The following is a 24,461-nucleotide window of genomic DNA, read 5'->3' on the forward strand; positions in this document are numbered from 1 at the left end:
AAATCAACGGGCTAAATTATAAAATAAAAACAAAATGAATAATTAACACTGTAAAGATATTTTCTTGACATGATATGAAATTCTATGTAAACTTTACTTTGTAAAGGCTTTTCACTTAACAAGGGGGAATAGGGATGCTCGAAAAGACAACGAGGATGAACTACCTTTATGATTTCTATCAATCGTTGTTAACTCCTAAGCAGAGAAGCTATATGTCCCTTTACTACCTGGATGATTTTTCGCTTGGAGAGATTGCCGAGGAATATGATGTTAGCCGGCAAGCGGTTTATGACAACATTAAGAGAACAGAAGCAATGCTTGAAGAGTATGAAGAAAAGCTACTATTATTTCATAAATTTCAAGAGCGCAGCAAGCTGATTGCAGAAATAAAAAAGATGCTGGGGGAAGGCTCCCCTTCCCGCGAGGCATTGGAAGAAGCAGTGGCAGAGCTTGAGAAATTAGATTAGGAGGCGGCATTATGGCATTTGAAGGATTGGCCGACCGACTGCAAAATACAATTCAGAAGATCCGCGGAAAAGGCAAAATTAATGAAGCGGATGTAAAAGAAATGATGCGTGAAGTCCGTCTCGCCCTTTTGGAAGCGGATGTTAACTTCAAAGTTGTCAAGGAGTTCGTCAAAAAAGTCAGCGAACGCGCTGTCGGGCAGGAAGTATTAAAGAGCCTGACGCCGGGACAGCAGGTAATAAAGGTTGTTAAAGAAGAATTAACGGAACTGATGGGCGGAGAGCAGAGCAAAATTGCTGTTTCCAATCGCCCGCCGACAGTCATTATGATGGTCGGTCTTCAGGGGGCCGGTAAAACGACTACAACCGGAAAGCTTGCGAACCTGCTCCGCAAAAAGTATAACCGCAATCCGATGCTGGTTGCTGCAGACATTTACCGACCTGCGGCGATTAAACAGCTCGAAACGCTTGGCAAACAGCTGAATATGCCTGTCTTCTCCCTTGGCGATCAAGTCAGTCCTGTTGAAATTGCAAAACAGGCGATCGCAAAGGCAAAAGAGGATCATAATGATTATGTTCTAATCGATACAGCAGGAAGACTGCATGTGGATGAAGCTTTAATGGATGAGCTGAAGCAAATCAAAGAGCTTTCCAATCCAGATGAAATTTTCCTTGTTGTAGATGCCATGACTGGTCAAGATGCGGTTAATGTAGCACAAAGCTTCAATGATCTGCTGGGTCTTACAGGAGTAGTCCTGACAAAGCTGGATGGCGATACCCGAGGCGGAGCGGCTCTATCTATTAGATCCGTAACAAACACGCCGATTAAATTCGTCGGTCTGGGCGAAAAGCTGGATGCCCTTGAAGCGTTCCATCCAGAAAGGATGGCATCCCGTATTTTAGGTATGGGGGATGTCTTATCCCTAATTGAAAAAGCACAGGCCAATGTGGATGAAGAAAAGGCAAAAGAGCTTGAGCAGAAGATGCGCACTGCTTCTTTCACATTTGATGACTTTTTGGATCAGCTTGGTCAGGTCCGCCAAATGGGACCTCTTGATGAGCTTCTGAAAATGATGCCTGGCGCCAACAAAATCAAAGGCTTGAATAATATGCAAATCGATGAGAAGCAAATCACTCACGTTGAAGCCATTATTAAGTCGATGACTAAGGAAGAGAAAACTCATCCGGAAATCATTAATTCAAGCCGCCGCAAACGGATTGCCAAGGGAAGCGGAAGAACCGTCCCTGAAGTTAACCGTCTGCTGAAGCAATTTGAAGACATGAAAAAGATGATGAAGCAAATGGCAGGCATGCAGCAAAAAGGCAAGAAAAAAGGTGGATTCAAGCTTCCTTTTAACCCTTTTTAGTAATGTCCAGCTCCAGCGCCTACCCCCTCGAGGTCACAAGCCAATCCTTCCAAAAAGGCAAAGAACGCCTTTACGGAAGGCTCGTCTTGTGCTTGTCGGGGGTGGGCAAGGCGCTTCCGCTTTTCTAGTCATTTAAGCTTTTCATAACATGTAAAGAAAAAAACCTTTACAAACTAATTAACTATCTGATATTATACTATCTTGTGTGAAACTATTCGGAGGTGCTTATTTAAAATGGCAGTAAAAATTCGTTTAAAGCGTATGGGTGCTCATAAAAACCCTTTCTATCGTATCGTTGTAGCTGATTCTCGTTCTCCTCGTGACGGACGTTTCATTGAAACAGTAGGAACTTACAATCCGGTTGCTCAACCAGCGATCGTTGAGATCAATGAAGAGTTGGCTCTTAAATGGCTTCAGACAGGTGCTAAGCCATCTGATACAGTACGTAACCTTTTCTCTAAGCAAGGCATTATGGAGAAATTCCATAACGCTAAAAACGGTAAGTAATTCATTATAAGATGAAAGAGCTTATCGAAACGATTGTTAAGCCCCTTGTTGATTTTCCGGAAGATGTTCAAGTGAATGTCCAAGAAGAGGATCAGCGCGTAACCTACCAGCTTTCTGTCAACAAGAATGACATGGGGAAAGTAATTGGGAAGCAAGGGCGCGTTGCGAAAGCAATACGGACCGTTGTTTATGCAGCAGGTTCATCAGAACAAAAGAAGATCTTTTTAGAGATCATCGAATAATTATCCTGTCATGAGCAGGATGCAGCCAAAAAAGGAGGGGTTTCCCCTCCTTTTTTTACAATCTAAAAAAATAACATCGCCAACTAAGAATGTGACAGCAGTGTCAGTTACGCCGTTTTTTCATTCGGATTATGATTTGGGAGGCGCTGTACATGAACATTATCCAAACGGTTACAGTTAAGCAGGTGCTGACAGAGAACAGCAAGCACGAACTGCTGGAAGGCTATGCGGCCAAAAAAAAGCAGCTTCAGAAAGAATGTGATCAGCTGAGGTTTGAACTGAAAAAGCAGGAAAAAACCAAAAAGCTGCATCCTGCCAGTCTGAAACAGCACTTTGAAAAGGAAATTCAAATGAGGCATGAAAAAGTCCAGCTGCTGGATTTTCAAATAGAACAATTACATATGCTACCATTAGGAAGTGAATTAAAAGAAAAAGAAGTCCAGGCGATTATCGAGGTTCAAAAGGGTACCCCCTGGGAAGAGATAGAAAAAGGGAAAACAATCATCATAAGAGATGGAATTGTTGATGAAATACGCTAGAGGTGATAGTGCATGCAGAAATGGTTTAACGTTGGAAAAATTGTGAACACCCATGGCATTAAAGGGGAAGCGAGAGTCATTTCAAAAACAGACTTTGCTGAAGAGAGGTATAAGCCGGGAAATAAACTTTATTTGTTCATGCCTGACACAAAAGGTGATCCCGTTGAGCTGACAGTGAAATCACACCGCACTCATAAATCGTTTAATCTGCTTACCTTTGAAGGATACGAGAACATCAATCAGATTGAAAAAATGAAGGGCGGCATTCTGAAAATTTCAGAAGATCAGCTTAGCGATCTTGAAGAGGATGAATTTTACTACCATGAAATCATAGGCTGTACGGTTGAAACGCTTGATGGAGAAGAAGTAGGCAAAATTAAAGAAATTCTTTCTCCCGGAGCGAATGATGTATGGGTAATAAAAGCAAAAGGCGGTAAGGAAATTCTAATCCCATATATTGAAGATGTTGTTAAGGAAGTTAATGTGGAAGATAAACTTGTGAAAATTAATGCGATTGAAGGATTGCTTTCATGATGAATATTGATGTGCTCACGCTGTTTCCTGAAATGTTTGAAGGGGTCTTTGGGCATTCCATATTAAAAAAAGCCGCAGAAAATGAAGCGGTAACGTACAATGTGGTCAACTTTAGGGAGTATGCCGACAATAAGCACAAAACCGTTGATGATTACCCATATGGCGGAGGAGCGGGGATGGTTTTAAAACCGCAGCCGATATTTGATGCTGTTGAGGATCTTCGCAGTAAAAGCGGTGCGTCTCCGAGGGTTATCCTGCTGTGTCCCCAAGGGGAACGCTATACGCAAAAAAAAGCCGAAGAACTGGCTGAAGCAGATCACCTGATTTTTGTATGCGGCCATTACGAGGGGTATGATGAAAGAATACGTGAACATGTTGTGACAGATGAAATTTCAATTGGTGATTTTGTGCTGACTGGCGGAGAGCTTGGAGCGATGGTTGTAATCGACAGTGTCGTCCGATTGCTGCCTGGTGTATTAGGCAATCAGGAATCTCATATGAAAGATTCTTTTAGCACAGGGTTTCTTGAACATCCTCATTATACGCGTCCTGCCGACTTCAGAGGCATTAAAGTGCCTGATGTTCTCATGTCAGGCAATCACCGCCTTGTCGAAGAATGGAGAGCCAAAGAATCCTTGAGAAGAACGTATTTAAGAAGACCTGATCTTCTTGAAGATGCAGAATTAACAAGTGAACAGCAAAAATGGCTAAATGAAATAAAAAAAGAAGATAAATAACATTGAAGTTGCCGTCCAAATATGATATGATATTTTTTGTGACTAAGACTGAACTTGTTCAGTTTACGTCTGATAAAGATGTTCCGCTGCAAACATAGGTTGTGCAAGAGCGTCTGTTGAGAGGAGTTGAAAACGATGCAAAAGTTAATTGAAGAAATCACAAAAGAACAGCTTCGTACTGACCTTCCGTCTTTCCGTCCTGGTGATACTGTACGTGTACACGTAAGTATTGTTGAGGGAACTCGTGAACGTGTTCAGGTATACGAAGGTGTTGTGATTAAGCGTCGTGGTGGTGGAATCAGCGAAACTTTCACAGTTCGTAAGATTTCTTACGGTGTAGGCGTTGAGCGTACATTCCCTGTGCACACACCTAAGATTGCGAAGCTTGAAGTTATCCGCCGCGGTAAAGTCCGCCGTGCGAAACTTTACTACCTGCGTAACCTTCGCGGTAAAAAAGCTCGTATCAAAGAAATTCGATAATAAAACGAAAAGCGAAAGCGCCTTGACCAGCCCCGACAAGCATAAGATGAATCACGCAGGAGGCGTTAGCCTCTGGAGTGATTTGGCTTATGATCTCGAGGGGCTAGGCGCTGCAGCTGGACAATGAAAGAAAAGAAGGAGCTTGTTAATCAAGCTCCTTTTTCTATCATGAAATAGTAAAGTACAAATAATATTACATAAATGTTAAATAATATAAAAATAAGATTCCCATCGTGTTTATTAAGAAGAATTTTTGTACAATAAACAATAGAAATCACTTACTGCGGTACATGCAGGGATATAAGCATAATTTTTGACGGAAGAATGGTGGGGAAGGCTATGGCAAAAAAGAAAAATGAATTGTGGGAATGGACAAAAGCTCTTGTAATCGCAGTTCTGTTAGCGGCGGTCATCAGATATTTCTTATTTGCTCCAATTGTGGTTGATGGCTTGTCCATGATGCCAACATTGCATGACCAGGACCGGATGATTGTGAATAAATTCAGCTATAAAATTGGTGAACCTGAGCGCTTTGATATAATTGTGTTCCATGCACCTGAAAACAAAGATTACATCAAACGAGTAATTGGCCTCCCGGGAGACAAGATTGAATATAAAGATGATACTCTTTATGTTAACGGAAAAGCTTATGAGGAGCCATACCTGGATGAATATAAGAAGCAGGTAATTGACGGACCGCTGACGGAGCCGTTTACTTTAAAAGAAAAGATAGGACAGGAAACAGTGCCAGAAGGCCACTTGTTTGTAATGGGTGACAACCGCCGCTTCAGCAAGGACAGCCGTCACATTGGCCCTGTTGCTATGGAAGAAGTCCTTGGCGATGCCGGAGTCATATATTGGCCTATAGAGGACATTCGGATCGTTGATTAATTCTTCCTATTGTAAATACATATTGGATGGAGGTGGCCAGCTGTGACGATACAGTGGTTTCCCGGCCATATGGCGAAAGCCCGCAGGCAGGTTACAGAAAAATTAAAACTGGTCGATATCATCTTTGAGCTCGTTGATGCAAGGATTCCTTATTCATCACGAAATCCGATGATCGATGAAATCATTCAGCACAAACCCCGGCTTGTTTTGTTGAATAAAGCTGACATGGCTGATAAAGAAGCGACGAAAAAGTGGATCAGACATTTTGAAAATAAAGGCATAAGAGCGCTTGCGATAAACTCACAAGCAGGACAAGGCATGAAAGAAATCGTCTCCGCATCTCAGGAAATCCTTCAGGAGAAATTCGATCGAATGAGAGCGAAAGGTGTCAAGCCAAGGGCAATTCGTGCAATGATTGTTGGTATTCCGAACGCCGGAAAATCCACACTTATCAATCGCCTGGCCAAAAAGAATATTGCAAGGACAGGAAATACTCCCGGCGTTACGAAAGCGCAACAGTGGATAAAGGTAGGGAAAGAGCTGGAGCTGCTCGATACCCCGGGAATTTTATGGCCAAAATTCGAAGATCAGGAAGTGGGTCTTAAGCTTGCTCTGACAGGGGCGATCAAGGATACTATCTTAAATCTCCAGGATGTTGCCATATATGCCCTCCGTTTTCTCGGCGACAGATATCCGGATCGTCTGAATGACCGCTACCAGATCGAAGAAATCCCGGAAGATATCGTTGAAGTCTTTGATAAAATCGGCAGGCTGCGCGGCTGTCTGATGGGCGGCGGCGAAATTGATTATGATAAAGTAACAGAGCTGGTAATCAGGGAATTCCGTTCTGAAAAAATGGGACCAATTACATTGGAGCTGCCGGAGGAGATGGCAGTGCGGAATGAAGCTGAATAATCTTAATGAAGACCTTCTGTTCGCAGGAGGCCTTTATTTTTTGGCAGAAATGCCGATACATAGATTAGAATGAGAAGGAGAAAAACATGGCAAAGTTAACCATTCGCCAAATAGAAGAAAAGATGAAAGCAATTGAGTTAGAGGATGATCCGTTCCTTCAATCAATTAAACAGGATGACAGAAAAGGTGTGCAGGAGCTTTTAGCAAAATGGCATTCCCGCCAGCTGCTTCAAAAGAAGATATATGAGAAGCATAAAGAAATGACCCGGTATGAACGCCAGTACAGAAGCCAGGGTTTTCAATTAATTGCCGGAATAGATGAAGTCGGCAGAGGGCCGCTTGCGGGGCCGGTGGTAGCTGCAGCAGTTATTTTGCCTGAAAACTTTTATCTGCCGGGATTAGATGATTCAAAAAAAGTGTCTGAACGAAAAAGAGAAGAATATTTTGAAATCATTAACGATGAGGCTGAGGCGGTCAGCGTTGGGATCATTGAGCCAGAGGAAATCGACCGCATCAATATTTTTGAAGCGACAAAAAAGGCAATGCTGTCAGCGATTGAAGGCCTGAATCCGAAACCGGACTTCCTGCTTGTAGATGCCGTAAAACTTTTAACACCTTATCCACTGGAAGCAATCATTAAGGGAGATGGCAAAAGCGTTACGATTGCTGCAGCCTCGATCATAGCCAAGGTTACAAGAGACAGAATGATGGCTGAAATAGGCAAAGAGTTTCCACAATATGGATTCGGGAAAAATATGGGCTATGGGACTAAGGAGCATCTTGAAGCGATAACGCTTCATGGAATTACGCCTTATCACCGGAAAAGCTTTGCGCCAATAAAAGATTCTTATTGAAATTGAATAGAAGGTGAAGGTATGAAGCCGTCTGAAATAATTCAAAAAATCATAAGGCATGACCAGAGCAATGCAGGAAAGACGTCTGCGCTCAGGCCAGGACAAATTGTCAGCGGAAAAGTAGCGAAGCTATTTCCGAATCAGACGGCAGAGGTGCAGATCGGGTCACATAAAATGATTGCACAGCTTGAAACCCCTTTGTCAGCGGACAATAGATATTGGTTCAGAGTAGAACCTGGTGAAGGACTGCTGCGCTTAAGAGTTATGGAATCTGTAAACGGCCAAAGTAAAGGAGCTCCTGCTGAAAGCCTATTAAGTCAGCTGGGAATGAAGCTGTCCCGGGAAAATAAAATGCTCATTCAATATTTTCTTAAGGAGCAGCTGCCGATTACAGGTGAAACTTTAAGGATGGCATCGGAATGGATCTATGAAAGCAAATCTGCTGCGGAAGGCCTGAGGACGGTAAAAGAGATGATATTAAGGCAGCTTCCCTTTTCGAAAGATGTTTATTCTGCGCTATCTTCAGTTTTAAATGGTGACTCTATGTCTTCGATTATGGGAGAATTGCAGGAAGAGTTAAAGAGAGCAGATTTATCATCCAAAGGTCAGCAAATATACTCCCTGTTGGGGTATATGACAAAGACTTCAAAGGAAAAACTTGGCCAGCAGGCAGTAGTAAGACTGTTTTCAGAGTGGCTGAATGCAAAAGATCAGGCAGGGTCCTTCTCAGCTTTCCAGCTCCTGAAATCAGTGGGGATGTTTCCGGGTGACGCTTCAGAGGGTGCTGCCATAAAACAGCTTATTAAGGACTGCGCGCAAAATAAACCGATTATTCAAACACTGACTGAACTTCTGAATACAAGCGAATCAGGGAACAGGCAGCGATTTATATTGAATTTGGCCAAACTCAATGGAGTTATCGCACAAAGTTCTAAAAGCAGCGGAGGAGCTCCGGCCCTCCAAAACTTACTCAATGATTTCCGAAATGGCAGTATATCTTTTCCTGCAGAAAAAAATATACTTAACACCATTTTTAAATCGGCTCTATCTCTTACAATTAATGATGATATAGAACATTTATCAGATGGAGACAAGTTCAGGATGGCTGCTGTTCAGGCGGGGAAATTATTGGGCGGTGAAAAACTAATCACTGCAGCTTCACTCAGCCCTCAGGAAATCACAATGCTGGAAGACATGAAAAATAGCCTGCGTCCCGAATCCTATTTCCCATATGATCAGCGTAATATACATAGTGAATTAAAGAGAATAATCACAGCCTTAGGGTTTTCTCATGAACATGACGTCCTAAAGTTATTAAAACAGCATGATGACGGAGCCGTCAAAAATCTTGATGCCCTCAAACCGCTTCTGATGGGCTTCTTAACCGAGGAACCAGCAAATGCAGCTAAAGATGCAGCCGAACGGCTGCTGCATAAAATAACCGGCTTTCAGGCTCTCTCGCAGGAATCAGGGCCATTGCAGCACTTTATCTTTCAGCTGCCAGTTTCTTTATGGGGAAAGATCACTGATATGACAATGCAGTGGAGCGGAAGGAGAACAGAAGGCGGAAATATTGATCCAAACCATTGCCGTGTTATCTTTTATTTAGATTTGGAGCACCTGAATGAAATGATTATCGACCTTCAGGTCCAAAACAGAATCATCAACATTTCAGTTATTAATGGGCACAGCGAAATAAAGGATTTAACAGCTCCATTTGAAGCTGAATTAAAAGCAAATTTATTAAAATTAAATTATAAGCTGTCCTCGGTTTCCTTCCAGAAGCCGGAGCATGCAGGTGATTCACTTATAGCAGGTGAAACAATGACATCACTTGTACAGGCAAATCAATTCAGCGGAGTAGATATTAGAATATGAAAAAAAAGCGTGTTGAACAAAGAAAAGAAGCGGTAGCATTAACATATGATTCTGAGAGTCATGGGGCACCCCGGATATCTGCGAAGGGGAAGGGTCTGACAGCGGAAAATATTCTTGAAAAAGCTAAGGAACATGGCATTCCGGTACAGGAGGATCCTGCCCTTGTTGAGCTTCTCGGCAAGCTTAATATCAATGAAGGGATTCCTGAAGAACTTTATCAGGCTGTTGCTGAGGTATTTGCTTTCATCTACAGAGCTGATCAGGAGGCTGGAAAGAGGGAAAATAGTAAATAATCTATTCTGGTAAACCAATATGTTTCTATTAAAGTGATCTTTCCGAGTAGAAAAAAACGGGATAATACTTAAATCAACTAGAATCGAAAGCTGTCGAAGGACAGCTTTTTCTTTATTTTAAAAAAATATTTTTCGATGATATCAGTGTCAAACCCACTATGGTAACAGGGTTTGTGCACTGACCAATATTTATAATTTTTAAAGAAATATAATATTTTAGAGTAAATGGTGGACAAGGGTTGTGTCATTTAATAAAATGAAAGCGCAGTCTATTTTTTTGAAGAGTTAGATAGGAGGATGGGAAATGAATATACATGAGTACCAAGGTAAAGAAGTCCTCAGACAATACGGGGTAGCCGTTCCGAACGGAAAAGTTGCATTTACAGTTGAAGAAGCTGTTGAAGCTGCGAAAGAACTTGGCACTGAGGTGTGTGTGGTTAAAGCGCAAATCCATGCCGGAGGACGCGGTAAAGCTGGCGGTGTAAAAGTTGCCAAAAATCTTGACGAAGTTCGTACATATGCAGGTGAAATCTTAGGGAAAACACTTGTTACACATCAAACAGGCCCGGAAGGCAAGGAAGTAAAGCGTTTGCTTATTGAAGAGGGCTGTGACATTAAGAAGGAATATTATGTGGGCCTTGTACTGGACCGAGCTACATCACGCGTAGTATTAATGGCTTCAGAAGAGGGCGGTACAGAAATCGAAGAAGTGGCTGAACAAACGCCAGAAAAAATCTTCAAGGAAGAAATCGATCCTGTTCTTGGTTTAACAGCATTCCAGGCCCGCAGAATCGCTTTTAATATCAATATACCATCAAAGCTTGTCGGACAAGCTGTTAAATTCATGATGGGCTTATACAGAGCTTATATTGAAAAGGATTGCTCTATTGCTGAAATCAATCCATTAGTTGTAACTGGCGACGGCAAGGTTATGGCTTTGGATGCTAAGCTGAACTTTGATGGGAATGCCCTTTACCGTCAAAAAGACATCATGGATCTTCGTGACCTTGAAGAAGAGGATGCAAAGGAAATTGAAGCATCTAAATATGACCTAAGCTATATTTCCCTTGATGGAAACATCGGCTGTATGGTTAACGGTGCAGGTTTAGCGATGGCTACTATGGATATCGTTAAGCATTATGGCGGAGACCCGGCCAATTTCCTTGATGTTGGGGGCGGTGCAACAGCTGAGAAAGTAACAGAAGCTTTCAAAATCATCCTTTCTGATAAAAACGTTAAAGGTATTTTTGTAAATATCTTCGGCGGAATCATGAAGTGCGACATCATCGCCACTGGTGTAGTGGAAGCAGCGAAGCAAGTAGGCTTGAATGTGCCACTAGTTGTACGTCTGGAAGGCACGAATGTTGAAATGGGCAAGAAAATTCTTGCTGAATCCGATATCGATATTATCGCAGCTGAATCCATGGCTGACGGCGCACAAAAAATCGTTTCTTTAGTAGGCTAAGAATTAAAAATGAGCGGTCGTTCAGCATCAAAGGAATATAGCGGAAACCGATCTTCAGTTTTTGATTAAAGCCTTTGAGCATATGACGGCACTCTTTAGACCGGGAAGGAGAATTAATGTGAGCGTATTTATTAATAAAGATACTAAAGTTATAGTTCAAGGGATTACCGGCTCAACAGCCCTCTTCCATACAAAGCAAATGCTTGAATACGGAACGCAAATTGTCGGCGGTGTAACTCCGGGTAAAGGCGGTACGGAAGTAGAGGGTGTTCCTGTCTTCAATACAGTGGAGGAAGCAGTTAAGGCTACAGGTGCAAATGCCTCCGTAATCTATGTTCCGGCTCCATTTGCTGCAGATGCTATTCTTGAGGCTGTAGATGCAGAATTGGATCTTGCTATTTGTATCACTGAGCATATTCCTGTATTGGATATGGTTAAAGTTAAGCGTTATATGGAAGGCAAGAAGACACGCCTAGTAGGTCCTAACTGTCCGGGTGTTATCACTCCTGAAGAGTGTAAGATCGGCATTATGCCTGGTTATATCCACACTAAAGGCCATGTTGGAGTTGTTTCCCGTTCCGGAACATTGACTTATGAAGCTGTACATCAGCTGACACAGGAAGGTATCGGCCAATCTACTGCTGTTGGAATCGGCGGAGACCCGGTTAACGGAACAAACTTCATTGATGTTTTAAAAGCATTCAATGAAGATCCTGAAACCTATGCTGTCATTATGATTGGTGAAATCGGCGGAACTGCTGAAGAAGAAGCTGCAGAATGGGTTAAAGAGAACATGACTAAGCCTGTTGTAGGCTTCATCGGTGGGCGCACTGCACCTCCAGGAAAGCGTATGGGCCATGCCGGCGCAATTATTTCAGGAGGCAAAGGAACAGCTGATGAAAAAATCCGTGTAATGAATGAATGCGGAATTCAGGTAGCTGATACCCCATCCGTAATGGGTGAAACCCTGATTAAGGTCCTGAAAGAAAAAGGCCTTTATGATCAGTGTAAAACACACTAATTATTTCTAATAACTTAAGAGTAGTCCCTCTTTTGAGGGACTATTTCTGCATTGTCAAATTATCCCCTACTTCCCCCGTCTTTTTTAATAACATTTCCGGAGGCTCCCATGAATGAATTTAATATGAGGCTCACCCATCTCCACCACTGCAGAGGAATGAGCTGGAAGATGATTTATTACATCCTTAAAACAGATCCCGAATTGAAATTTCTGTATAATGATGCACACCGCCGAATTATGCCCCAGGTAATCACTACTCAGGAAACACTTTCCAATGCACTCCAGGATCTGCATTCTGATCGAATCCAGGAACAAATACGCCAATACTCACCAAATGGCATTAAAGCCATTACAATTTTTGACGAGGAATATCCGGTACTGCTAAAAGAAACATACCAGCCGCCTTGGGTTTTATATGCCCGAGGTGATACCAGTCTTTTGAATAGCGGAGTCCACCTGGCCGTTGTTGGTTCCAGACAGGCAACAGAGTATGGCGAAAAAGCCATTCAGTCCATTTTCCCCAAGCTTATTGAACAGGGGGTTATTATTGTAAGCGGGCTGGCGGCCGGCATCGATGCCATTGCGCATAAGGAAACATTAAAAAATAAAGGAAAAACAATCGGTGTCATAGCCGGGGGCCTGTTTCATATTTATCCACAGGCAAACCAGAAGCTTGCTTATGAAATGATGAAAAACCATCTGGTTATATCTGAATATCCGCCAGACACAAGGCCTTCAAGATGGCAGTTTCCAATGAGAAACCGAATCATAAGCGGCATTAGCAGAGGGACACTGATTATTCAGGCGAAAAGCAAAAGCGGCTCCCTTATTACAGCTAATTATGCTGTGCAGGAAGGCCGGGAAGTGTTTGCAGTACCAGGGAATATTTTCAGTCCATTCTCATGCGGAACCAATGAGTTAATTCAGCAAGGCGCCAAACTGGTTAAATCAGCTGAAGAAATCTTAGAGGAATTCCCTTACTGATCAGGTCAAATGAAAAAGGAGCCTTGATATAGATTAAAGGCTCCTAATCTTTCATTAGTCATAATAAATTTGTTTATTTAAAGGATTTTTTACAAAAAGGTTGAAATTCTATTAAAACTGTTATACATTTTGCAACAGGTAAGAACGAAAGTAAGAGAATGCTTAGTTAGTTAATTTAGGATCTTTTCTTGGAAACGGTTGCGGAAATAATCCGATTAAGTTTGACAAACTTGAATAGAATGTAGAATAATAATGAATATTTCAATACACATGCAATAATGAGGCTGTTCTATTGATATAGATAAAGAAGACAGGCAATTTTAGCAGGTGAAAAATACCGTGTTTCAAAAAGATTTTGCCTGGATGTTTTAAAATTCCCTCTCAAGGAGGACTATTGATGTCAGAGTTTCTTGTTATCGTTGAGTCACCTGCAAAGGCAAAAACGATTGAGCGTTATTTAGGAAAAAAATATAAAGTAAAAGCTTCCATGGGACATGTCAGGGATCTTCCCAAAAGCCAAATGGGCATTGATGTGGAAAATAACTTTGAACCCAAATACATAACAATTCGCGGAAAGGGCCCTGTTTTAAAGGAGCTTAAGACAGCCGCCAAAAAAGCAAAGAAAATTTATCTCGCGGCTGACCCCGACAGAGAAGGGGAAGCTATTGCCTGGCATTTGGCACATAGCCTGGATATGGATATTAAGTCGGATTGCCGTGTTGTTTTTAATGAAATCACGAAAGATGCCATTAAAGAATCCTTCAAACATCCAAGGCCAATCAACATGGATCTTGTTGATGCGCAGCAGGCAAGAAGGATGCTGGACAGACTGGTCGGCTATAATATCAGCCCCTTACTATGGAAGAAAGTGAAAAAAGGATTAAGTGCGGGGAGAGTACAGTCTGTTGCAGTCCGACTGATCATCGACCGTGAAAAGGAAATTAAGGACTTTATACCAGAAGAGTACTGGTCAATAGATGGAGAGTTCCTTAAAGGAAAAACAGCCTTTGATGCATCATTTTACGGATTTAAGAATGAAAAAATGGAATTAAAGTCGGAAAGCGATGTTCAAAATATTTTAAGTAAAATGAAGGGCAATAAATTCAAGGTGGAATCGGTTACCAAGAAGGAAAGAAGGCGGAATCCGGCAGCCCCTTTTACTACGTCATCACTTCAGCAGGAAGCTGCAAGAAAATTAAATTTCCGTGCCAAGAAAACGATGATGCTTGCACAGCAGCTTTATGAAGGAATTGAACTCGGCAAGGAAGGAACTGTCGGTTTAATCACTTATATGAGAACAGACTCAACACGCATTTCTGAAATTGCGCAAAATGAAGCTGCGGACTATATTCAAAGCTCTTACGGGAAAGAGTTCCTGCAGAGAGAAAAGAAAAAAGAAAAGAAAAACAGCAATGCACAGGATGCCCATGAGGCCATCCGCCCGACAAGCACATTAAGGTCCCCTGCAAGTTTAAAAGAATACTTGTCGCGTGATCAGCTTCGATTATACAGGCTTATCTGGGAACGCTTTGTTGCAAGCCAAATGGCACCAGCGGTTATGGACACCATGAGTGTTGATTTGAAAAATGGTGAAGTGATTTTCCGGGCAACAGGCTCAAAAGTGAAATTCCCAGGATTCATGAAAGTATATGTTGAAGGCTCTGATGATCAGTCGGAGGAAAAAGATAATATGCTTCCTGATCTGAAGGAAGGGGATGAAGTCCTTAAAAAAGACATCGAACCTAAACAGCACTTCACACAGCCCCCTCCAAGGTATACTGAAGCAAGGCTGGTAAAAACACTAGAAGAGCAGGGCATCGGGCGGCCATCCACTTTCGCTCCGACACTTGATACAATCCAAAAACGGGGCTATGTTGCTCTGGATAATAAACGTTTTATACCGACTGAACTGGGTGAGATCGTCCTGGAATTAATCCTGGAATTCTTCCCTGAAATCCTTGATATCGAGTTTACCGCGAAAATGGAAAAAGACCTGGACTATGTGGAAGAAGGCAAAGTCAACTGGGTACAGATCATAGATGATTTCTATATAGATTTTGAAAAAAATCTTAAAATAGCGGAAAAGGAAATGCAGGAAGTAGAAATTAAGGATGAACCTGCCGGTGAGGATTGCGAACAATGCGGTAATCCTATGGTGTTCAAGATGGGACGCTATGGAAAGTTCATGGCCTGCAGCAATTTCCCTGACTGCCGCAATACTAAACCGATTGTCAAGGATATCGGAGTGAAATGTCCAAAGTGCGAAGAAGGAAATATCATCGAAAGAAAAAGCAAAAAACGCCGGATTTTCTATGGCTGTGACAGGTTCCCTGAATGTGACTTTATTTCTTGGGATAAGCCCCTGCCGAGAAGCTGTCCAAAATGTGATAACCTGCTGGTTGAGAAAAAACTCAAAAAAGGTGTTCAGGTTCAGTGTGTTGAATGCGACTATAAGGAAGAAAAGCAAAGTTAAGGGTGAGCTTAAATGCTCACTCTTTTCTATTGAGGGATGAGCATCCAGATTACTTCCAGTCTGGCTATTGTCAAAGGAAGCAGCACATGAAACTTTTTTATTTTTAAATCGTATTGTAAAATGGCAAAATGAATAAGAACAGGGTAAAGTAAGAGAGACTGTTTTTAATAAATATAAATTATTCATGATATTGTCATCATAAGTATATATGGAGGTTCAATTTATGAAAGATACAGCAGTGAATGTAATTGGCGCAGGGTTGGCAGGCAGCGAGGCTGCTTGGCAGCTTGCCAGCAGGGGGATAAAGGTAAATTTATATGAAATGAGGCCGGTAAGGCAGACTCCTGCTCATCACACAGATAAATTTGCAGAACTTGTCTGCAGCAACTCCCTGCGTGCAAATACTTTAACAAATGCAGTCGGGGTATTAAAAGAAGAAATGAGAAAGCTGAATTCTGTCATTATCCATTCAGCTGACAGCAGTGCAGTTCCTGCCGGAGGCGCATTGGCAGTTGACCGCCATGATTTTGCTGCCCGTGTAACCGAACAAGTCAAAAACCATCCGAACGTAACCTTAATAAACGAAGAAGTGACAGATATTCCGGAAGGACCAACAGTTATTGCTACTGGACCGCTCACAAGTGAAGCTTTATCCGCAAAATTAAAAGAGCTGTCCGGGGAAGATTATTTATATTTTTATGATGCGGCTGCTCCAATTCTCGAAAAAGATTCAATCGATATGAATAAAGTTTATTTAAAATCACGTTATGATAAGGGAGAAGCGGCATATCTGAATTGTCCAATGACAGAAGAAGAATTTGACCGCTTTTATGAGGCTCTTACCACAGCGGAAACAGTTCCATTAAAGGAATTTGAAAAGGAAATCTTTTTCGAGGGCTGTATGCCAATAGAAGTGATGGCAAACAGGGGGAAGAAAACCATGCTTTTCGGCCCGATGAAGCCTGTTGGTTTAGAAGATCCTAAAACAGGAAAAAGGCCATATGCAGTTGTCCAGCTTCGCCAGGATGATGCAGCAGGAACTCTTTATAATATAGTAGGTTTTCAGACACATCTGAAATGGGGTCCTCAAAAAGAAGTAATCCGATTGATTCCTGGACTTGAAAATGCTGAGATAGTAAGATATGGTGTTATGCACCGGAATACATTCATCAATTCTCCAAAAGTCCTTCGTGCAACATATCAGTTCAAGAATAGGGATGATTTATTCTTTGCAGGACAAATGACCGGAGTTGAAGGGTATGTGGAATCTGCAGCCAGTGGACTTGTGGCAGGCATTAATGCTGCAAGGCTTGTTGCAGGAGAAGATCCAATTGAATTTCCTCATGAAACGGCGATTGGAAGTATGGCTCGATATATTACTACAGCAAACCCGAAGAGTTTCCAGCCTATGAATGCTAATTTTGGTTTATTCCCGGAACTTCCTGAAAAAATCAGAGGAAAAAAAGAAAGAAATGAAAAACATGCAGAAAGAGCGTTGGGAACAATTCAGAACTTTATGAAAAATTTGTAAATTATGTTGCGTGGGCTGCTGAGTTGTGATACTATTTAGTAGCCCATGCGAGGTGAACAATTAATGTCTGAAAATGTGAACGTTTCTTTAAAGTTGTTTATTGAATATTTACAAATCGAGAAAAATTATTCACAATATACTATTGAACATTACCAGCATGATATAAGTGAGTTCTTTATGTTCATGTCTGAACAAGCGATTTCAGATTTAACAAAAGTCGAGTATCAGGATGTCAGGATATATCTTACTAATCTTTTTGAAAGAAAGATGTCAAGAAAGTCTGTTGCCAGAAAGATATCAAGCCTAAGGAGCTTTTTAAAATTTTTGCTAAGAGAAGAGATAGTCGCTGAGAATCCTTTCGCACTTGTTTCCATTCCGAAAGCACAGAAAAAGCTGCCGGAATTTTTCTATGAAGAGGAAATGAAACAGCTTTTTGATGCTTGTGATTCCAGCACTTCTCTTGGGCAAAGAAATAAAGCCCTTCTTGAATTATTATATGCAACCGGCATCCGTGTAAGTGAGTGCAGTCAAATCCGCTTAAAAGACCTGGATATGCATTTATCGACGGTTCTTGTACGGGGAAAGGGCAGCAAAGAACGATATGTTCCTTTCGGCAGCTTCGCCCAGGATGCAATTGACACATACATAAATCATGGACGTAAAGAATTGCTTGCAAATGGGAACGTGCAGGAAAATTTGTTTTTGAACGCCCGGGGCGGTCCTCTCACAGCAAGGGGAATCAGGACAATTCTTGACCGGATCATAGAGAAATCATCCTTAACAGGCAAAATTCATCCCCATATGCTTCGCCACACATTTGCGACGCATTTAATGGCTAATGGGGCTGACATGAGAACGGTCCAGGAATTGCTTGGACACGCATTTCTTTCTTCGACCCAGGTATATACACATGTTACGAATGAATACTTGAAAAAAACGTATATGGCCCATCATCCGCGGGCATAGCGGAAAAACAGCCATTATCGAATAGTCTGCAGAAAAAAATCAAAGGCAATATGCTCCAAAGGAGGAGTCTTTCATGTCCGAATTTCATGCAACAACAATATTTGCTGTGCATCATAATGGAGAATGTGCAATGTCTGGCGACGGCCAGGTTACCTTTGGAAATGCAGTTGTAATGAAACACACTGCAAGAAAAGTCAGAAAGCTTTTTAACGGGAAGGTGCTTGCTGGATTTGCAGGCTCAGTAGCCGATGCATTTACGTTATTCGAAATGTTTGAAGGAAAGTTAGAAGAGTATAATGGCAACCTTGAGAGAGCAGCTGTAGAGCTTGCAAAAGAATGGAGAAGCGACAAGGTTTTGCGAAAGCTTGAAGCAATGCTTATCGTTATGAATAAGGATAGCCTGCTTCTTATCTCCGGTACAGGTGAAGTTATCGAGCCGGATGATGGAATTCTGGCTATTGGATCAGGAGGCAATTATGCGCTTGCAGCCGGACGTTCTTTAAAAAGGTTCGCAGGCGAACACTTGTCAGCAAAAGAAATTGCCAAGGCTTCACTTGAAATGGCTGCCGAAATATGTGTATATACAAACCACAATATCATTGTGGAAGAACTCTAATAAAGGAGTGCTGTTGAATGGGTAAAGGAACAAGCTTAACTCCGCGCCAAATTGTTGAGCGCTTGGATCAATATATCATCGGTCAAAAGGATGCAAAAAAAGCAGTTGCTATAGCTCTTCGAAATCGTTATCGCCGCAGCTTACTCGAAGAAAAATTGCGTGAAGAAGTAAATCCTAAAAATATATTGATGATCGGCCCAACTGGTGTTGGAAAAACTGAAATTGCGCGCAGAATGGCTAAATTGGTAGGCGCACCATTTGTAAAAGTGGAGGCAACCAAATTCACTGAAGTAGGATATGTGGGCAGGGATGTTGAATCCATGGTCAGAGATCTTGTGGAAACATCCGTCCGTCTGATAAAAGAAGAGAAGATGGTCAGTGTAAAGGAAAGAGCAGAAGAAAGTGCCAACCGCCGCATACTTGAACTGCTTGTACCTGGTGCCAAAAAGGCCGCTAATTATAAAAACCCACTTGAAATGCTATTTGGCGGAGGTAATGATCAGCAGCAGGATACGTATCAGACAGAAGATTTAAACCTCCAGGAAAAGCGCAAGATTGTAAAAGAAAAGCTTGCACTAGGCGAATTGGAAAATGAAGTGATTACCGTTGAGGTGGAAGAGCAGCAGCCTTCCATGTTTGACATGCTGCAGGGCTCTGGGATGGAGCAAATGGGCATGAATATGCAGGATGCCCTCAGCAGCCTTATGCCAAAGAAAAGGAAAAAGAGAAAACTGACTGTAAAGGAAGCCAGAAAGGTCCTGACAAATGAAGAAGCCCAAAAGCTGATTGATATGGATGAAGTCAGTCAGGAGGCTGTATTCCGTGCTGAACAGTCAGGAATAATTTTCATTGATGAGATCGATAAAATTGCCAGCAAAAATAACGGCGGTTCTTCAGCAGATGTATCAAGAGAAGGGGTTCAAAGAGATATCTTGCCGGTGGTGGAAGGTTCAACAGTAGTAACCAAATACGGTTCTGTTAAAACGGACCATGTATTATTTATTGCTGCAGGTGCTTTCCATATGGCAAAGCCCTCTGACCTTATACCTGAATTACAGGGGCGTTTTCCGATCCGTGTGGAGCTTACAAAGCTAACCGTTGAAGATTTCTACAAAATACTTGTGGAGCCCGATAATGCTTTAATAAAACAATATGAAGCATTATTGGTAACTGAAGGTATACAAATTGAATTTTCTGACGATGCTATTCGTAGGATTGCTCAATTTGCTTTCGAAGTTAATCAAAATACAGATAATATCGGTGCAAGGCGTCTTCATACAATCATGGAAAAACTGCTCGAAGATTTATCGTTTGAAGCACCGGACATTACGATGGAAAAAATCACGATCACCCCTCAGTATGTTGAGGAAAAGCTCGGAGCTATTTCCCGCAATAAGGATTTAAGCCAGTTTATTCTGTGACCTTATAGTTTAAAGATTAAGGTCAAAGGGTAACGGAAAGTGAATCCTCAAAAAGTCAAAGTTTAGTTTGATTCAAACAGAAGCAATAAGATATTTAATTTTAACAAAATATATGTTTATGGGTTGTAGCAAATAGGAGGAAATACAATGGATTTATTAACAAAAACAAGAAAGATTAATGCAATGCTTCAAAGAGCAGCCGGAAAGCCGGTTAACTTCAAAGAAATGTCAGAAACACTTAGTGATGTAATTGAAGCAAATATCTTCGTAGTAAGCCGCAGAGGCAAACTGCTTGGATTTGCAGTAAACCAGCAAATCGAAAATGAGCGCATGAAGCAAATGCTTGAAGATCGTCAGTTCCCTGAGGAATATACGAAAAACTTATTTAACATCCAGGAAACTTCATCAAACCTGGATATGGAAAGCGAATATACTGCATTCCCAGTTGAAAACAAGGACCTTTTTGCAAGCGGATTGACTACAATTGTTCCAATTATTGGCGGCGGTGAGCGTCTCGGCACACTTATTCTTGCGAGATTGCAGGAACAGTTCCATGATGATGATTTAATTCTAGCTGAATATGGTGCTACTGTAGTTGGAATGGAAATTCTGCGTGAAAAAGCGGAAGAAATTGAAGAGGAAGCGCGCAGCAAAGCTGTTGTGCAAATGGCCATCAGTTCTCTTTCTTACAGCGAGCTTGAAGCGATCGAGCATATTTTCGAAGAGCTTAACGGCAACGAAGGACTTCTGGTTGCGTCAAAAATTGCTGATCGTGTAGGAATTACCCGCTCTGTAATCGTAAATGCCCTTAGGAAACTGGAAAGTGCAGGAGTTATTGAGTCCCGTTCTTTAGGGATGAAGGGTACTTATATCAAAGTCCTAAATGACAAGTTCCTGGTTGAATTGGAAAAGCTTAAATCAAACTAATATAAAATGAAAACCCGTCCCTCAGTGGCGGGTTTTTTTGTTACAAAATTTTTACGGGTATAATTGGTAAATTTATGTATTTTAAACAAAATTTATAAGTACATTAGTCATAGTTTACATAATTTTCAAGTATAACATTTTATATTATGGTCCATAAGAACTAGAAAAGGAAAAGCTAAGAAAATTGTTAAAGAATAAAGAATAAAACGATTATGGTAATTATTACAAAATAACATGTATAACTTTCAGCATATTTAAAAGATTTGTCGAAAATAGGTCAAAAGAATCATTAAAATTAACTTGTTGTACATAGACATATTATTTCATATTCATTACAATAATGTTTATGATGACATATTTTGTCCATTATCACCAAATTTCTACAATAATTACCATGTAAAAATTTGTTTTATACGAGGTGTTATGATTGAAACTGTTTTCCGGCACTATATCAACATTAGAACAAGCATTAAATTATTCTTCGCTTAAACAAAAAGTAATATCACAAAATATTGCAAATGCTGATACTCCAAACTATAAAGCAAAGGATGCCAGCTTTAAAGCTGCTTTCAAGAAGGCTTTAAATGAATCAATGGATGCAAACAAAAGTGATTATAGACATTACGATTTTAAAAATAGCTCATCCTCAGGTCAAGGGATAGTGACCAGAGCTGATACTTCTTACAATCATAATGGCAATAGTGTGGATTTAGATAAGGAAATGGCGGATCTGGCTACAAACCAGATTTACTATAATGCAGTTATTGAACGTGTAAGCGGCAAGTTTTCCAGTCTGCAGAATGTATTGCGGGGAGGCAAATAGTAATGTCAATGTTTCATAGTATGAACAGCACAGCATCGGCACTAACTGCCCAAAGGCTCCGTATGGATGTAATTTCTTCAAATATGGCCAATGCAGATTCTACAAGGAGTATAAATGGTGATGGACCCTACAGAAGGAAATCAGTAGTACTGGAACCGAAAGAAGGGCAGTTTTCATCCTTTTTAAATATGGCCATGAGCCGAAATGGAGGAAGTTCGGCAGGTAATGGGGTAAAAGTATCAAGAATTGTAGAAGATCGGGAGACCCCAACTAAAATGGTTTATGATCCTTCACATGTCGATGCGAATGAAGATGGATATGTTGAAATGCCGAATGTGGACCCTTTACGGGAAATGACAGATCTTATTAGCGCCACAAGATCATATGAAGCGAACGTAACAGTTTTTAATGCCTCTAAAGGCATGATGATGAAAGCTTTGGAAATCGGCAAATAAGGAGAACCTTAAATGAATAACGTAACGTTTATGCCAGTGAATGCTTTAAAGCCTGCTGAAAATCAAAAGACTCATACATATACAACATTCGATGCTCAGCAAAGTTTTTCGTCGGTCTTAAAGCAATCAATAAAAAAAATAAATGATGCACAGATACAGTCAGATGCTATGACTGAAAAACTTGCAAAGGGAGAAAATGTAGATCTTCACCAGGTGATGATTACATCACAAAAAGCGAGCATTACAATGCAGGCTGCTCTCGAAATTAGAAATAAAGTAATTGAAGCTTATCAGGAAGCGATGAGGATGCAGGTATAATATTACAGCAGTTCCTTTGGAAAACTTAGGAAATTGAAAGAATCCGCTTATTAGTGAGGTTTTTTCAATTTTTTAATGAAAGAAAATGATTAAAGCTAAAAACTAGTCATGGCGGTTATTAGCTAAGACAGAATAACCGGAGGATTGTGATGAAAGAAACGCTACAGAGATATATTGGCAACTTGAAAGAATACTGGGGAAGCAGGTCAAAAAAACAAAAGACAATTATGATTAGTGCTGCTGTATTATGCATAATGCTGATTGCAGCTGCAGCTATCCTTAGTACCAGAACCAATCTCGTTCCTCTATACAGCAACCTGACACCTTCTGAAACGGGAACGATAAAAGAAAGTCTCGATACAAGAGGGATTGTATCTGAAATAGCAGATAGCGGAACAACTATTAAAGTGCCTGAAGAATCAGTAGATACTCTGAAAGTAGAACTGGCAGCAGAAGGAATTCCGAAATCAGGAAGCATTGATTATTCATTTTTCAGCCAAAATGCAGGGATTGGCATGACTGAAAACGAGTTCAATGTGCTAAAGCTGGAAGCAATGCAGACTGAGCTTGCGAATTTGATGAAAGGGATCGATGGAGTCAACGATGCCAAGGTAATGATTAACCTTCCGGCGAAAGGCATATTTGTAAATGATTCTTCAGAGGAAGCCTCTGCTTCTATTGTCCTTAACACAAAACCAGGACACCAATTTGAAGAGTCGCAAATTCAGGCGCTTTACCACTTGGCTGCGAAAAGCATACCCAACCTTCCCACTGATAATATCGTCATTACCAACCAGTTTTTTGAGTACTTTGATCTAAAAAATAAACAAAATTCTTCACCTGAAAGCACCTTTGCGGCACAGCATGAAATCAAAAAAGAAATTGAGCGGGATGTACAGCGTCAGGTGCAGAATATGCTGGGCACTTTAATGGGACAGGATAAGGTGGTTGTATCTGTAACCGCCGATATTGATTTTACCCAGGAAAACAGAGAAGAAAACCTGGTTACACCTGTTGATGAAGAAAATATGGAAGGTATCGCTATCAGTGCTCAAAAGATTACGGAGACTTTTACAGGTAATGGAGAAGGGGCAGGAGGGTCTCCTGCGCTGGGAGGAAATGATGAACCTGCCGGCACTGATTCAGGTTCTTATCTGGAAAACGGAAATTCCAACGGGGATTATGAACGAATAGAAGAGACTATTAATAATGAAGTTAATAAAATCCGCAAAGAGATTGTTGAGAGCCCTTATAAAGTCCGGGATTTAGGAATCCAGGTAATGGTGGAACCACCGACAGCGGATGATCCCGCATCACTTCCGCAGGAAAGAATAAATGATATTACACAAATACTGGGAACTGTTGTCCGTACGACTATTAATAAGGATGCGGCAGCTGCAGAGTTAACAGATGAGGCTATTCAGGATAAAATTGTCGTCTCAGTACAGCCTTTCAACGGAAAAGTTGTGTTTCCTGAAGAGACAAGTACCAGCATTCCCTGGTGGATTTATGCAATCGGGGGAGTACTGCTTTTAATTATTGCTCTATTAATCTTCCTTTTTGCAAAAGCGAGAAAGAAGCAGAAACAAGAAGAGGAGATGGAATTAGAAGCACAAGAGACATTCAACCTTCCGGATGTTAATGACGAGCATGAAACAGAGAGTACAATGAGGCGCAAACAACTGGAGAAAATGGCAAAGGAAAAGCCTGAAGACTTTGCGAAGCTTCTTCGCACATGGATCGCAGAAGATTAAGGAGGA

General features: G+C 41.2%; 26 protein-coding genes. All 26 read left to right on the plus strand.

Translation table 11 applies throughout. From position 1 onward, the window contains the following. Positions 1–134 precede the first annotated feature (134 nt). The 26 genes from CHI10_RS00425 to fliF all read left to right on the plus strand — a co-directional run bounded on the left by CHI10_RS00425 (position 135) and on the right by fliF (position 24,455). Positions 135–467 (plus strand): putative DNA-binding protein, encoded by a 333-nt coding sequence (locus tag CHI10_RS00425; RefSeq protein ID WP_095242333.1) that lies wholly within the window; start codon positions 135–137, stop codon positions 465–467. A gap of 11 nt (positions 468–478) precedes the next feature. Further along, positions 479–1,831, plus strand: coding sequence for a signal recognition particle protein (gene ffh, locus CHI10_RS00430; protein ID WP_035328920.1), 1,353 nt, complete (start codon positions 479–481; stop codon positions 1,829–1,831). A 234-nt stretch (positions 1,832–2,065) separates the two neighbouring features. Further along, a complete protein-coding gene (rpsP, locus tag CHI10_RS00435) occupies positions 2,066–2,338 on the plus strand; it encodes a 30S ribosomal protein S16 (RefSeq protein WP_009330784.1) in 273 nt (90 codons plus the stop codon). An 11-nt stretch (positions 2,339–2,349) separates the two neighbouring features. Next, on the plus strand, positions 2,350–2,580 hold the full coding sequence (locus CHI10_RS00440; RefSeq protein ID WP_009330783.1) for a KH domain-containing protein: 231 nt from the start codon (positions 2,350–2,352) through the stop codon (positions 2,578–2,580). Between the two features lie 152 nt (positions 2,581–2,732). Then, positions 2,733–3,119 carry a YlqD family protein gene (locus CHI10_RS00445; protein ID WP_095242334.1) on the plus strand — a complete coding sequence of 129 codons (387 nt, stop codon included), beginning with the start codon at positions 2,733–2,735 and terminating at the stop codon, positions 3,117–3,119. Positions 3,120–3,131: 12 nt separating this feature from the next. Next, complete coding sequence (gene rimM, locus CHI10_RS00450) at positions 3,132–3,653, plus strand: ribosome maturation factor RimM (protein ID WP_095242335.1); 522 nt, start codon at positions 3,132–3,134, stop codon at positions 3,651–3,653. Continuing rightward, positions 3,653–4,390: a tRNA (guanosine(37)-N1)-methyltransferase TrmD gene (gene trmD, locus CHI10_RS00455; RefSeq protein ID WP_076256222.1), complete on the plus strand. Its 738-nt coding sequence runs from the start codon at positions 3,653–3,655 to the stop codon at positions 4,388–4,390. Before rimM ends, trmD begins: the two co-directional genes overlap by 1 nt. Positions 4,391–4,525: 135 nt before the next feature. Beyond that, entirely contained in the window at positions 4,526–4,870 is a 345-nt protein-coding gene (rplS, locus tag CHI10_RS00460) for a 50S ribosomal protein L19 (RefSeq protein ID WP_009330779.1), read from the plus strand. Positions 4,871–5,209: 339 nt separating this feature from the next. Continuing rightward, positions 5,210–5,761, plus strand: coding sequence for a signal peptidase I (gene lepB / locus CHI10_RS00465; RefSeq protein WP_035328928.1), 552 nt, complete (start codon positions 5,210–5,212; stop codon positions 5,759–5,761). Between the two features lie 42 nt (positions 5,762–5,803). Beyond that, entirely contained in the window at positions 5,804–6,676 is an 873-nt protein-coding gene (ylqF, locus tag CHI10_RS00470; protein ID WP_095242336.1) for a ribosome biogenesis GTPase YlqF, read from the plus strand. A gap of 86 nt (positions 6,677–6,762) precedes the next feature. After that, complete coding sequence (locus tag CHI10_RS00475; protein ID WP_095242337.1) at positions 6,763–7,530, plus strand: ribonuclease HII; 768 nt, start codon at positions 6,763–6,765, stop codon at positions 7,528–7,530. A gap of 21 nt (positions 7,531–7,551) precedes the next feature. Next, positions 7,552–9,408 (plus strand): hypothetical protein, encoded by a 1,857-nt coding sequence (locus tag CHI10_RS00480; protein WP_095242338.1) that lies wholly within the window; start codon positions 7,552–7,554, stop codon positions 9,406–9,408. Continuing rightward, positions 9,405–9,701, plus strand: a complete 297-nt coding sequence (locus tag CHI10_RS00485; RefSeq protein ID WP_095242339.1) for an EscU/YscU/HrcU family type III secretion system export apparatus switch protein — start codon at positions 9,405–9,407, stop codon at positions 9,699–9,701. The genes CHI10_RS00480 and CHI10_RS00485 overlap by 4 nt, the downstream gene beginning before the upstream one ends. Positions 9,702–10,005: 304 nt before the next feature. Next, on the plus strand, positions 10,006–11,166 hold the full coding sequence (gene sucC / locus CHI10_RS00490; protein ID WP_095242340.1) for an ADP-forming succinate--CoA ligase subunit beta: 1,161 nt from the start codon (positions 10,006–10,008) through the stop codon (positions 11,164–11,166). A gap of 118 nt (positions 11,167–11,284) precedes the next feature. Then, complete coding sequence (gene sucD, locus CHI10_RS00495) at positions 11,285–12,187, plus strand: succinate--CoA ligase subunit alpha (RefSeq protein WP_035328940.1); 903 nt, start codon at positions 11,285–11,287, stop codon at positions 12,185–12,187. A 108-nt stretch (positions 12,188–12,295) separates the two neighbouring features. After that, positions 12,296–13,171 (plus strand): DNA-processing protein DprA, encoded by an 876-nt coding sequence (dprA, locus tag CHI10_RS00500; RefSeq protein WP_095242341.1) that lies wholly within the window; start codon positions 12,296–12,298, stop codon positions 13,169–13,171. Between the two features lie 397 nt (positions 13,172–13,568). Further along, positions 13,569–15,644 (plus strand): type I DNA topoisomerase, encoded by a 2,076-nt coding sequence (gene topA, locus CHI10_RS00505; protein WP_095242342.1) that lies wholly within the window; start codon positions 13,569–13,571, stop codon positions 15,642–15,644. A gap of 223 nt (positions 15,645–15,867) precedes the next feature. Beyond that, positions 15,868–17,175, plus strand: coding sequence for an FADH(2)-oxidizing methylenetetrahydrofolate--tRNA-(uracil(54)-C(5))-methyltransferase TrmFO (gene trmFO / locus CHI10_RS00510; protein ID WP_095242343.1), 1,308 nt, complete (start codon positions 15,868–15,870; stop codon positions 17,173–17,175). A gap of 63 nt (positions 17,176–17,238) precedes the next feature. Then, positions 17,239–18,141 (plus strand): tyrosine recombinase XerC, encoded by a 903-nt coding sequence (gene xerC, locus CHI10_RS00515; RefSeq protein ID WP_095242344.1) that lies wholly within the window; start codon positions 17,239–17,241, stop codon positions 18,139–18,141. A 73-nt stretch (positions 18,142–18,214) separates the two neighbouring features. Next, positions 18,215–18,757, plus strand: a complete 543-nt coding sequence (gene hslV, locus CHI10_RS00520; RefSeq protein ID WP_095242345.1) for an ATP-dependent protease subunit HslV — start codon at positions 18,215–18,217, stop codon at positions 18,755–18,757. 17 nt (positions 18,758–18,774) lie between these two features. Continuing rightward, positions 18,775–20,178 (plus strand): ATP-dependent protease ATPase subunit HslU, encoded by a 1,404-nt coding sequence (hslU, locus tag CHI10_RS00525; protein ID WP_095242346.1) that lies wholly within the window; start codon positions 18,775–18,777, stop codon positions 20,176–20,178. A 147-nt stretch (positions 20,179–20,325) separates the two neighbouring features. Then, the gene (codY, locus tag CHI10_RS00530; RefSeq protein WP_035328947.1) at positions 20,326–21,105 is read left to right on the plus strand and encodes a GTP-sensing pleiotropic transcriptional regulator CodY; all 780 of its coding nucleotides are present in this window, start codon (positions 20,326–20,328) and stop codon (positions 21,103–21,105) included. A 427-nt stretch (positions 21,106–21,532) separates the two neighbouring features. Next, positions 21,533–21,928: a flagellar basal body rod protein FlgB gene (flgB, locus tag CHI10_RS00535; RefSeq protein ID WP_095242347.1), complete on the plus strand. Its 396-nt coding sequence runs from the start codon at positions 21,533–21,535 to the stop codon at positions 21,926–21,928. Between the two features lie 2 nt (positions 21,929–21,930). Beyond that, positions 21,931–22,383, plus strand: coding sequence for a flagellar basal body rod protein FlgC (flgC, locus tag CHI10_RS00540; protein WP_095242348.1), 453 nt, complete (start codon positions 21,931–21,933; stop codon positions 22,381–22,383). A 12-nt stretch (positions 22,384–22,395) separates the two neighbouring features. Next, positions 22,396–22,701 (plus strand): flagellar hook-basal body complex protein FliE, encoded by a 306-nt coding sequence (gene fliE / locus CHI10_RS00545; protein WP_095242349.1) that lies wholly within the window; start codon positions 22,396–22,398, stop codon positions 22,699–22,701. Between the two features lie 149 nt (positions 22,702–22,850). Next, the gene (gene fliF, locus CHI10_RS00550; RefSeq protein ID WP_095242350.1) at positions 22,851–24,455 is read left to right on the plus strand and encodes a flagellar basal-body MS-ring/collar protein FliF; all 1,605 of its coding nucleotides are present in this window, start codon (positions 22,851–22,853) and stop codon (positions 24,453–24,455) included. Positions 24,456–24,461 lie beyond the last annotated feature (6 nt).

It is taken from the genome of Bacillus sp. 7894-2 (assembly GCF_002272225.1).
Taxonomy (GTDB): domain Bacteria; phylum Bacillota; class Bacilli; order Bacillales; family Cytobacillaceae; genus Cytobacillus.